Genomic DNA, 12,543 nt, shown 5'->3' on the forward strand with positions numbered 1-12,543 from the left:
CCGGAGATCAACGTCCGCCCGGGCACCGCGGTCGCCGGCGCCGCCGGCGGAACCCACCTCGAACGCCTCACCCTGCGCCACCGGCGGACCGGCGCGACGGAAGAGGTTCCCGCCACCTGGCTGTTCGCCTTCATCGGCGCCGACCCAGCCACTACCTGGCTCGGCCCCGGCTTCGCCCGCGACGACCGCGGCTACCTGCTCACCGGACCCGACATCGCCACCGTCGCGGGCGCCGACTCACCCTGGCCGCTGACCCGGCCGCCGCTGCACCTCGAGACCACCGTGCCTGGCGTCTTCGCCGCGGGCGACGTGCGCGCCTTCAACGCTCACCGGGTCGCGGCCGCGGTCGGCGAGGGCTCGATGGCCGTCATGCTGGTCCACGAATACCTGCGCGACTGACGTCCGCACAGTGAAATTCCGTCGGGTACTGGCGATCCCGGTCCGCCTAGCTTCCGCGGCCCTCACCGTCACGGCGTGCGGTGCGGACGACGCCGAGTCCGGCACCGTGGTTCGGATCGGCACCACCGACAAGGACCAGGCATGGGACGTCTTCGAGCAGTCTGGTGGGCGTGACGTTTGTCGTCGCCGGGGTGCAGGGTGTGCAGTTCTTCGGCAATTGGCTGGCACGAAAAGTGCTGCGCCGCTGACACACTCGAATACCGAAGACGAGACAAGGGCACGGTCCGAATGGTCCGTGCCCCTATCTCTTTTCGTCAGACGTTCGCCGTGCAGGCGGACAGGATGACGCTCGCCGCACGCGGCGACGCCGAACCCGGATCCGGGAACGGCGGGGCGCTGATCCCCAGCACATCCACCGCCGACCGCTCGGCCGCGGCCAGGGTGTGATCCCACGACCAGCCGAAGCGGTAGTCGGCGCCCTGCGCGACGGCGCCGCAGGCATTGCGGAACTCGACGACGATCTGGCAGTCCCACACACCGCACTCGGCCAGCGCGGCCTGGCTCGCCGCCGCCCAGCTGCCGTAGTTGACCGCCGAAGCGACCACGGCTTCCTTCGACGACAGCGCCAGCGCGCCATAGAGATCACCGGCGGCGGCCTGGAAGCCACCATCACGCGAGACAGCGGTGTAACCCGGCGCCTCGGCGATCGCCACGCCGCTCTCGGCCGCGGCGGCCGAACCGGCGTTCACGACGGTGAACGCGGCCACCGCGGACATGGCGGCCACACCCAGGGCATATTTGCCCACAACAGACATCAGTGAATCTCCCCATCGAAATATCGGCTTCGCGGTCGAAGCCGAACCAATCATGAACCGCCACAGGCGCCATCGAGAAATAGCTTTCCCGAATTGATTTCGCCGGTAGCGACGCCCGAATCCTCCCGGTCCGTTCGTCCGCCACAGACTAACAACCCCCACCGACAGACTTGGGGCCATCGCCTACCGCAAGATGCTCCGAGCCCGCATCAGCGCGAAGCCGAGCAGGTTGAGACCCCGCCACTGCGCGGGGTCGGCGGCGCGTGGATCGTCGGCGGCCAACCCGATCCCCCAGATCCGATCCACCGGGCTCGCCTCGACGAGCACGCGGGAGCCGGTGCCGAGCAGGTAGGTCCGCAGCGCGGCGTCCTGGCCGAACTTGGCCACATTGCCCGCGACCACGATCTCGAATCGAGCCTGCTCCCAGGCAGTTTCGTCGAACCCGCGAATCTGCCTGCCGAGCTTCTTCGCCTCACTCGGATGCTTCACCTCGAGAACGCGAGCCGCGATGCGTTCGTCGTCGAACAGCAGCGCTTTGCGCCACATCATGTAGTGCTCGGCGCTCGTGAACTCGGTGCCGTCGACGACGAATACCGTGGGCCACCACTGACTCAGGCAGCTCGTGCCGATGGTCCCGTCCCGCCGCGGGGTGTGGCCCCAGAACGGCAGGTACTTCGGCGCCGCGCCCTGCTCGATCGACTGACACAACTGCTCGACGGTGTCGACGGTCATGATCCCTCCCCAGTTTTAGTCTCATGAACTATATGCCGGCAAGTTGCCATGGTCGGCGCCTGGATCGTCTCGGTCACCGAACCGGGACTGGTCTAGAACGTGCGACGGGCCCGGATCCTGACTTGGATCCGGGCCCTGATCTACCCAGTCCGAGTCAGCGGGCGTTCGCCGTGCACACGACATCGACGATCTTGGCACCACTGAGGTGCGACGACCCGACGTTGGCCAGCAGGGCAGTCGGGGTGATCTCGGAGAGCTTCTCGTGCGCCGCACGAGTCGCGTCCGCCGAGGTTGCGCCGACCGCGGCGGCGAAGCCCCCGTCGCTTTCCACGATCGCGGCGCAGCCGTCGGTCCACGCGACCATGATCTCGCAATCCGCAGCGTCACACAGCGCCATCGCCTCGTTGTAGGCATCGTCGTAGCGCGACGCATTGAGGCTGACCGCGTAACCCCACTGGTCAGCGCTGAACGCGATCACGCCGTGCAGGTTCGCCGCGTGTGCCGCACCGGCACCGAACACCGAACCCACCGCAAGGCCCACCGCCGCAACGGCAAAACCGGCCTTACCCATGAAACTCATTCGAAAGATCTCCCTCTGGAAACAGTTCCGGAATTCCGGAACCGTTCGGATTATCACGGAACTTCCGACAGGAGACAACCAGTTGGGAGAATGTCACATCGCTACCGTCAGCGCATCAGCGGGCATTCGACGTGCAGGCCACCCCGAGACCGGAGCATCCGGATCATTGCCGAACAATCCGATTCCGCCAACCATTCGGAGGAGAATCACACAGCGGCAACGGAATACACCACCGGCCCTCTCACCACGCACCGAGAAACACCGCGAACAGCCCGGCGAGCACGGCGATCAGGTCTGACCGTCGCCTCGCACTGGCTCATCTCCGTGCTCGAGGTGGTCTGCCAGTAGCGGACCGATGATCGAGGCCGATTCGGGAGCCATCATGTGCAGGTGGTCGCCCTCGACGGTGTGTTCGATGATCGCGCCTGCGACGGCTTGGCGCCACAACTCGGGGCTCACCTCGTCGGACTCGGCCAGTGAGTCCGCGGCGGCGAAGAACAGCATGTCGCCGTCGAAGACGTCGAGCTCGAGTTCCGCGGCGGCGTTGCGGTGTACCTCGGCATAGGCTTCCAGGATCCGGTCGAGTTCGAATGGTGTGAGCCCGGTTTCGTGACCGAGTGCGCGATTCACCAGAGCGACTGCGTCTTCGGAGGACAGTGTCGTATCCGTGGTGTCGCCGGGGTCGATGCCCAGACTGGCGAGCATCTCCTCGACGGTGAGGTCCCTGCTGCCGCGCTGGATCGGGTAGTAGTCCAGCAGGACCAGGCCGACGGTCTCTCCCGCGGCGCGAAGTTGAACCGCCATGTGGTGCGCGATCAGGCCACCCTGTGACCAGCCGAGCAGGTGGTAGGGGCCGTGCGGACGGACGGCTCGCAGTTCTTCGACATAGCGGCCGGCGAGGGCCCGCTGAGACGCGTAGGCCGGACCGCCGGACAGGATGGGTGACTGCAGGCCGTACACGGGCCGGTCGGGCAGGTACTGCAGCAGTCCGGTGTACACCCAGGAGATGCCGATCGCTGGATGTATACAGAACAGTGGTGTCCGACTGCCTTCCGCGCGCAGTGCGATCAGCACGTCGAGTGCCGCGGACGTCGGCGTCGTCGCGTCGCCGGCATCCAGGCGGCGTGCCAGATCGGCGGGGGTAGGACTGAGGAAGATCAGTGGCAGCGCGACCTCGCGCATCAGCGCCGCCTGGAGCGTGGATGCCACGCTGATGGCAGTCAGGGAGTTGCCGCCGAGATCGAAGAAGTTGTCGTCGCACCCGACTCGGTCGAGATCGAGCACCGTGGCGAAGGCCTGCGCGACGGTCCGCTCGGTGTCGGTTCGCGGGGCCCGGTACTGCGACCGGCTCAGCGCCGGGACCGGTAGCGCCGCGCGATCGACCTTCCCGGTCGGTGTCACCGGCATCGCCGCCAGCACGGTCACTGTTCTCGGCACCATGTACGACGGCAGCACCGATGTCAGGAATCGCTGCACCTCGGCCGTGTCGACGTGGGTGTGTGCCGCGGGCACCAGGTAGGCCACGAGCCTGTCGCCGCCTCCGTCGTCGCGGACCACCGCCACCGCCTGGGCGACCGCGGGATGCCGCAACAGCGTCTTCTCCACCTCCTCCAGCTCGATGCGCAACCCTCGCACCTTGACCTGGAAGTCGGCCCGCCCGACATATTCGAGGTCGAGTCGGCCGGTCCTGTCGGTCCACCGCATGAGATCTCCGGTGCGGTACATCCGCCTGCCCGGCGCCCCGAACGGATCGGCCACGAACCGGGTCGCGGACATTCCCGGTTGCCGGTGATAGCCGCGCGCCGATCCCGGACCGGCGACATACAGTTCGCCGACCACCCCGATCGGTACCGGTTGCAGTCGTTCATCGAGTAGCACCTCGGAGAATCCCGGCATCGGGCCACCGATCGTGATCGGATCGCCCGCAGCCAGCGGATCGCTGATATTCGACGACACAGTGGTCTCGGTAGGGCCGTACCCGTTGAGAATGCGCCTGCCGCTCGCCCACTGCTCGACGAGCGCCGGCGGAAGGCTCTCACCCCCGACATTCACGAACTCCAGATCGTGCAGCCGGACCGGATCGAGGGTGGCCAGCACCGCGGGGGTGATGATCAGGTGGGTGACCTGCTCGGCAAGAAGCAGCGTTTCCAGTTCGGGGCCTGCGTTCACCGTGGGTGGCGCCACCACCAGCCGCGCTCCCGCGCCGAAGGCGGTGAAGAACTCCAGCAGCGACGGGTCGAAACTCGGCGAGATCCCATGCAGGACCCGCGAGCGGGCGTCGGCCACACCGGACAACCACCCGGCCAGATATGCCAGGCCCCGGTGTGTGACCGTCACGCCCTTGGGCACGCCCGTGGTACCCGAGGTGAAGATCACGTACGCGATGTTGTCGGGCCGGACCGGCGCGAGCCGGTCGGCGTCGGTGAGCGGGGAGGCGTCCAGGCCCGAAGTGTCGAGCTTGTCGGTGCGCACCACCGACGTGGTTTCCGCGAATTCGGTGTCCGCGCAGGTCAGCACGCACGCCGGTTGGACCGTGTCGACAATGCGGCCGATGCGTGCCGCCGGGAGATCGGGGTCGATCGGTACGTAGGCGCCGCCGGCCTGGATGATCGCGAGCATGGCCACCAGTTGGTCGATGGAACGGCGCATCGCCACGACCACAGGCGTGTCGGGACCGACACCTCGGTCGACCAACCATCGCGCCAGCCGATTGATCCGGGCGCCGAACTCCGCGTAGGTCAACTGTTCCCGGTTCCCGACGACCGCGACCTCGCGCCGATGGCGGGCCACCTGGTCGGCGAACATCGCGGTCCATGTCGCCTCGGTCTCCGTGACCACGGTGGAGTTGACGACCGGAGCCAGGTATCGGTGTTCGGTCTCGTCGAGCAGATTCAGCCGTCCGAGCAGCATCTCGGGTGCGTCGATGACGGCGTCGAGCACCCGGACCACCCGGGTCAGTACCTGCTCGGCGCTCTCACGCGCGTACACGTCGGGGCGGTAGCTGGCCCGCAGGCGCAATCCGGCGTCCCATTGCGCGATCAGCGTCAGGGGGTAGTGACCGGAGTCGCGGCCGGTCACATCGGTCACGCGCATGCCCGCGATATCGATGGCTCGGCGCAACGCGTCCCGGTCGACCGGATACGACTCGAACACCGTCAATGTGTCGAAGACGGCGGCCTGGCCTGCGGCCTGCTGGATGTCGCTCAGTCCGAGGTAGTGGTAGTCCAGTAACTGGGACTGTTCGGCGCGGACCCCCTCGAGCAACTCGGTGAGGGTCTTGTTCGGGTCGAGGGTGACTCGCACCGGCACGGTGTTGATGAACAGGCCGATCATCTCCTCGATGCCCGGTACCGTCGCCTGCCGACCGGAGACGGTACTGCCGAACACCACATCGCGCCGCGAGGTGAGTGTGGCCAGCACGATGCCCCAGGCGACCTGCACGAGAGTGTTCAGGGTCAGCGCGTGCGCGCGGGCGAAGGTCTCGAGTTGCCGGCTCCGGTCTTCACCGAGCGTCACCGAGATGTCTTCGGAGACGACGTCCACCGGCTCACCACGCCCACCCGGGACGAGCAGCGTCGGACGGTCGAGCCCGGCCAGATAGCGCGACCACGCCGTGCTCGCGCCGGCGGCATCCTGGCCGGCGAGCCAGCTCAGATAGTCCCGGTAGGCGGGGGGTCGCGGCAGCACCGACATGTCGCTGTCGCCGGCGTAGAGGATGAGCATCTCCTTCAGCAGCAGCGGCGCCGACCAGCCGTCGAGCAGGATGTGGTGATTGGTGAACACCAGCCGGAATTCGTCGGCTGCCAGCCGGATCAGGGTCAGCCGCAGCAGCGGCGCGACGGCGGAGTCGAAACGAGCGGCCCGGTCCTCGGTCAGGATCCGATCCAGGTCGGCCTCACGGGTGGTGGCCTCGCCGCCCGTCAGATCGATCTCGCGGAGCGGGAATTCGATCCCGTGCTGGACGATTTGCACGGGATGGCCGTCGTGCAGCGCGAAGGCGGCACGCAGGTTCGGGTGCCGCTGCGACACGGCCGCGGCCGCGCGCCGCAGCCGCCGCGCATCGACCCGGCCCTGCAGATGCAAGGTGAGCTGCACCATGTAGGCGTCGACCGAGCCGGCCTGCAGGGCATGGAACAACAGGCCGCTCTGCAGCGGCGTCAACGGCCAGATGTCCTCGAGTCCCGGATACCGACGTTCCAGCTCCTCGATCGCCCGCTGTGTCAGCGCCACCAAGGGCAGGTCCGACGGGGTGTGTCCGCCCGCGCCGGGCGCGGTGGCACCGTCGGCCAGCGCGGTCAGGGCTTGTCGCCATCGGTCCGCCAGCTCGGTCACCTCACCGGCGGCCAGCACCCCCGTTGGGAACGCGAACGAGGTACGCAACACCGGCCCGGCGTCGGTGTCGACGACGACGGCGTTGACGGCCACCGCCGCGGTCGCGGGTTGAGCCGGGTCGATACCGCCACCGAGATCGACGTCGGTGACCGGTAGCCATCCGGACTCGCGCGCGATTCCGGGCGGCGTAGCGGTGATCCGGCCGAGATAGTTGAAGACGATCTGCGGATCGGGGCGGGCGGCGAGCACCGACCGGAACTCGTCGTTGAGATAGCGCAGCAAGCCGTAGCCCATCCCGTGGTCCGGTACGGCGAGCAGTTGTTCCTTCACCGCCTTGACCGCCGCGATCGCTGTCCCTGTCCGCGCGCCGGTAGCGAGCACCTCGTCGGCATCGATTCCGGACAGATCCACTCGCACCGGGTACATGCTGGTGAACCAGCCGACGGTGCGGGACAGGTCGGCGCCGGGCACCACCTGTTCTTCTCGACCGTGGCCTTCGAGCCCGATCAGAACCTGGTCGGTGTCGTGGCCAAGACCCCGGCGCCACGTGCGGACCGCCATGCCGAGGGCGGTGATCAGACCGCTGTCCACCCCGCCGTGGACGGCCTCGGGCAGCGTGGTCAGCAGGGTCGCTGTGGTGCCGGTCGGCATGTCGACGGTGATCGTGTCGACGGTGGCACCGACGTCCGTCGCCGGATCGAGGGGCCGCGCTCCCCAGGGGGGCTCGTCGACCGAGAGGATTTCCTGCCACAGGGCAAGTTCGTCGCGCCGGGTGTCGCTGCGGGCTTCCTCGTTCAATCCGTGTGCCCATCGACGCATCGACGTGCCTTCGGGTTCGAGTTCGGGGTCGAGTCCGGCGATGATTCGGCCCCAGGCGATGGCGAGATCCGGCACCAGGATGCGCCAGGACACACCGTCGATCACCAAGTGATGGGCTACCAGCAACAATCGGCCGGTCGTGCCCGCGTCGAACCACACCGCCTGCAGCACGACCCCGGAGGCGGGGTCCAGCCGACCGGCAGCAGCATCGAGAGCGGCCCTGGCCGTGGTGGTGAAGTCTGGTCCGGATACCGAGTCGACCGGTATCCGGCGCAGCAGCTCAGCGGCGTCCACCGCCCCGACCGGCCGTGCTCGGAGGCACTCATCGGCCTCCGAAGGCAGCTGGGTCTGCAGCCTGGCGCGCAGCATGTCGTGTCGATCCACGACGGCCTGCAAGGCGGCCACCAGAGTGGACTCGTCGGCTTCGGCAGGCAGGGTCAGCAGCACCGGCTGGGAGAAACGGTCGAAGCGACCGCCACGCTCGAGCAGCCATCGCACGATCGGGAGTGCGGTGATGTCGCCGATTCCGCCGCCGGGCAGTTCCGCGAGCGGACCGGGCCGCGGCGCGACGGAGGCCGCCACGGCGGCCAACGCCGACACGGTCTTGTGTTCGAACACCTCTCGTGGCGTGAACACCAATCCCGCCGATTTGGCCCGGGCGACCAGCTGGATCGACATGATCGAGTCCCCGCCGAGCGCGAAGAACGAATCCTGCACCCCGACGCTCCCGATGCCGAGCACGTCGCCGAAGATCGCGGCCAGTGTCTGCTCGGTCGGTGTCGACGGCGCCTGGTAGCCCGTGCTCGGGGCCGCGAACTCCGGCGCGGGCAGGGCCCGGTGATCGACTTTCCCGTGCACCGTCAGGGGAAGAGCGGCCATGTGCACGATCGCGGCGGGGACCATGAAGTCGGGCAGACGCTCCTCCGCGAAGCGGCGGATCTCGTCCAGACGTGCGCCGGCACCGGGGTCGTTGACGTATCGGGCGAGTGCACCGAGCGGTTCGGCAAGCAGGTACACGTCGGTCAGGGCGGCGGGACCACGATCACCGTTTTGCCTGACGTAGACGACGTCCATCGAGTCGGGTGTGTCCGACCAGGTCACCGCGGCGGAGTATCCGCACTCCGTTCCGACGCGGTCGGCGTCGGATGGCGCGAACCCGCCATCGGCTGGGGCCGCGTCGAGCAGATTCCGCACCGGCATCGCGTCGGGGGCGTCGGCGAGCGCGTCGGCTGACGTGACCGCTTGCCGTAGCCCGGCGTGCGGTATTCCGGTGACACGCACCATGTCCGGCCGGTCTGTCCGGAGGTGCTCGACCAGTGCCTCCATGGTCGCGAACCGAGCCCATGGCTGTGCCGGCGCCGCGGCGAGCGAGCGGACCGGAGCGGTGTGCAGGACCACCTGATAGCGGTAGCGACTGAGTTCGTTGATCGCTCGCATCCGACCGAGCTGGATCTCGACGCCCGTGATGCCGGTCAGGTGCTGCCGCAGGGCGATGAAGAACTCGGGGGCGAGCAGCAGTTCCCGCTCGGCGAGCAGGGCGCGGCGTACCCGCTCGCGCACGTTCGCGGCGGTGTCGGTCCCTTCGGCCCGCACGAGCTCCACCCCGGCGGTGAAGTACGGCAACAATGTCAGGTTCCGGACGTCGCCGAGGTACAGCGTCCCGCCGGGCGCGAGCAGTCGCAGGGCCTTGCCGACCACGTCGAGCACGTATGCGGCGTCGGGGAAGTACTGCACCACCGAGTTGATCACGACGGTGTCGAAGTGGCCTTCGGGGAGCCCTTCGGTCACGTGCGCGGGTTGGACCCGCAGCCGTACCCGCTCCGCCCACGGTTGTCCGGCCACCTTGGTGCGAAGGGACGCGATCGTCGGTGCGGCGAAATCGGTGGCCCAGTATTCGTCGCAGTCGGGGGCCAGTTCGGCGAGCAGCAGCCCGCCGCCCACACCGATTTCGAGCAGCCGGTGCGGCCGCAGTCGGCGGATCGACTGCACGGTCGCGTCCCGCCACTGCAGCATCTCGTCGTGGGGCAGCGGTTCGCCGGTGTCGCTGGCGTTCCAGCCACTGAAGTCCGCCGCGAGGGGTTCTCCTGCCGCGAAGGGTTCGGTGTCCTGCGAGTACACGTCCTCGTACAGCGCCTGCCAGCTCTCGACCGCTGCCGATTCTCGATCGATGTCCGCGTGCACGGTCAGCTCGCGGTCGAGCACGACGTACCCGACCAGCTGCTTGCCCTCGGTGTCCCCGGGGACCTGGCGCGCGATCACCGCCGCCTGCGCGACCGCGGGATGCGAGGTCAGGACCGCCTCGATCTCCCCGGGCTCGACCCGGAATCCGCGGATCTTGACCTGTGCGTCGACGCGGCCGACGAAGTCGAGGTGTGCAGCCGTCACCTCCCCGGATTCGGTGCGCCCGCAGGGCGTCCAGGTCACGAGGTCTCCCGAGCGATACATTCGCTGCCCGGCTTCCCCGAACGGGCACGCGACGAACCGGCTCGCTGTCATCGCCGGCCGGCCGTGGTAGCCGCGGCCGACGCCGGCCCCGGCGATATACAGCTCTCCGGGTACTCCGACCGGTACCGGTTGCAGACCGGCGTCGAGGACGTACACCCGCACACCGTCGATGGGCACCCCGATCGGCACCGTGGTCCGGGCCTGGCCGTCGGTGGTGGGAACGGTGTGCGCGGTGGCGCAGACTGTGGTCTCGGTAGGTCCGTAGGCGTTGATCACCAGGATGTGCGGATGCGCGGTGCGAAAACGGTCGACGGCCACCGGGGACAGCGCCTCACCGGCGGTGACGACGCAATCGACCTGCTCCCACACTCGGTCCGGCGCGATGACCGGATCGGTCATCAGGTGAAACATCGGAGTGGACACGAACATCGACGTGACGCCGTGGTCGTGCACCGTGTGCGCGATGCCCGCCGGATCTGCTGGTCCGGGCTCGGTGACGACGAGTTCGATGCCGTTGAGCAGGGCCGGCCAGATCTCGAACACGGATGCGTCGAACCCTGGCGACGACGTCATCGACATCCGCCGCCGAGGCCGGTTCGTCGGCCAGCCGTGGGCGACCAAATGGACCAGGTTGCGGTGGGTGATCACCACGCCCTTGGGTACACCGGTCGAACCCGAGGTGTAGATGAGATACGCCGGGTGTTCGGACCTCAGGGGCATGCTCCGGTCGGCATCGGTGACGGTAGCGTCCCCCGCCGCATCCGGGTCGTCGACCGAGGCCGCGCTCGTGTCCAGCAGCAGGACGGGGCAGGCATGGGAAGGCAGTTGCCCGGCGACGCCCGACTCGGTCACCATCAGGTGCACAGCGGCGTCCTCGAGGATGAATGTCGTGCGCTCGCCCGGATAGTTGGGGTCGATCGGCAGGTACGCGCCGCCGGCGGCCGACACCCCCAGCATTGCCACGATCATCGTCGCCGACCGGTCCAGGGCGACCGCCACGACCGACTCCGGGCCCACACCCTGGGCGATCAACCGGTGGGCCAACCGGTTCACGCGAACGGCGAGCTCGCGGAACGTCCAGTGTTCGGCACCGAACCTGAGCGCCACGGCGTCCGGGGTGGCCGATGCCTGTTCGGCGAACAGCATCGGTACGGTCGCGTCCGGGACGGCGGCCGCGGTGCCGTTCCATTCCCGCAACACCCGCAGACGCTCACTCGGTTCGAGGAGGTCCACCAGCTCGAACCGGCTGTGCGGAGAGGTCACCATCGCGGTGAGTACCCGCACGAAGCGAGCCGCGAGCTGCTCCACGGTCTTGCGATCGAACAGGTCGCTGGCGTACTCGATCGTTCCCCGCATCCCGCCCGGTGCACCCGATGTCGCCGAGCGGTCGGACAGGTTGAAGAACAGGTCGAAACGTGCGACCCCCGCCGTCAGCGGCTCCACCGTCACCTGCAACCCGGGATAGTCCAGCACCGGAACGGGAACGTTCTGCAACGCCATCGCGACTTGGAACAACGCGTGATGGGCAGTGGACCGAACCGGGTTGAGCAACTCGACGAGGCGCTCGAAGGGAGCTTCCTGATTCTCGTACGCGGCCAGCGCTTTCGTCCTGACCTGGTCGAGAACGTCGGTGAACTCGTCGATTCCGGAGAGATCGACACGCAGCACCCAGGAGTTGACGAAGAAGCCGACCAGGTCGGCGAGCGCCTCATCGGTGCGACCGGCTACCGGACCACCGATGGTGATGTCGTTCCCGGCGCCGAGCTTGTGCAGGAGCACCGCCAGTGCCGACTGCACCACCATCGATGCGGTCGCTCCGCGAGACCGGGCGAGAGCATCGACCGACGCACGCAGCCACTCGTCGACGGTGAACTCGACCAGCCCGCCCCGGAAGGACTGGATCGGCGGCCGGGGCCGATCGGTCGGCAAGCGGAGCTGTTGCGGCGCGTCCGCCAATTCGGCTCGCCAATAATCGAACTGGCGCGACAGTACGCTCTCCGGATCGTCCTCCGCACCGAGCACCCCCCGCTGCCACAGCGTGTAGTCGGCGTATTGCACCGGCAACGGATCCCAGGCCGGCTCCACCCCCGCCGCCCGGGCACCGTATGCGGTCATGACGTCGCGCACCAACGGGACCATCGAGGCACCGTCGCCGGCGATGTGATGGAGCACAAGCATCAGTACGTGGTCGTCGGGAGCTAGTCGCAACAGGGCCGCACGTACCGGAATCTCGGCCGACAGATCGAACCGATACCCCGCCTCCGTCGCGATCGCGTCGACCATCCGTTCGGGGGCCACCGTTGTCACCGGTAGCGACAATGTCACGGTGTCGGCGGGCAGGATCCGCTGGAAGGGGACTCCCTCGTCCTCCTCGAACACCGAGCGCAGACTTTCGTGGCGCGCAACCACATCGCTGAACGC

General features: G+C 68.2%; 5 protein-coding genes. 1 reads left to right on the forward strand and 4 read right to left on the reverse strand.

Going from position 1 to position 12,543, the window contains the following annotated elements; genetic code table 11:
* Positions 1-399: NAD(P)/FAD-dependent oxidoreductase (locus ACFWPJ_RS12115; RefSeq protein ID WP_378850013.1), on the forward strand; the 399-nt coding region annotated here is incomplete at its 5' end.
* A 314-nt stretch (positions 400-713) separates the two neighbouring features.
* Here the strand turns inward: ACFWPJ_RS12115 and ACFWPJ_RS12120 are convergent.
* The 4 genes from ACFWPJ_RS12120 to ACFWPJ_RS12135 all read right to left on the reverse strand — a co-directional run bounded on the left by ACFWPJ_RS12120 (position 714) and on the right by ACFWPJ_RS12135 (position 12,531).
* Entirely contained in the window at positions 714-1,214 is a 501-nt protein-coding gene (locus ACFWPJ_RS12120) for a DUF4189 domain-containing protein (protein WP_378850015.1), read from the reverse strand.
* A 183-nt stretch (positions 1,215-1,397) separates the two neighbouring features.
* Positions 1,398-1,946, reverse strand: a complete 549-nt coding sequence (locus ACFWPJ_RS12125) for an NADAR family protein (RefSeq protein WP_378850017.1) — start codon at positions 1,944-1,946, stop codon at positions 1,398-1,400.
* A 154-nt stretch (positions 1,947-2,100) separates the two neighbouring features.
* Positions 2,101-2,517, reverse strand: coding sequence for a DUF4189 domain-containing protein (locus tag ACFWPJ_RS12130; RefSeq protein WP_378850018.1), 417 nt, complete (start codon positions 2,515-2,517; stop codon positions 2,101-2,103).
* Between the two features lie 297 nt (positions 2,518-2,814).
* Positions 2,815-12,531, reverse strand: coding sequence for an amino acid adenylation domain-containing protein (locus tag ACFWPJ_RS12135; protein WP_378850020.1), 9,717 nt, complete (start codon positions 12,529-12,531; stop codon positions 2,815-2,817).
* Positions 12,532-12,543 lie beyond the last annotated feature (12 nt).

This window comes from Nocardia sp. NPDC058497 (genome assembly GCF_042720195.1).
Lineage (GTDB): Bacteria > Actinomycetota > Actinomycetes > Mycobacteriales > Mycobacteriaceae > Nocardia.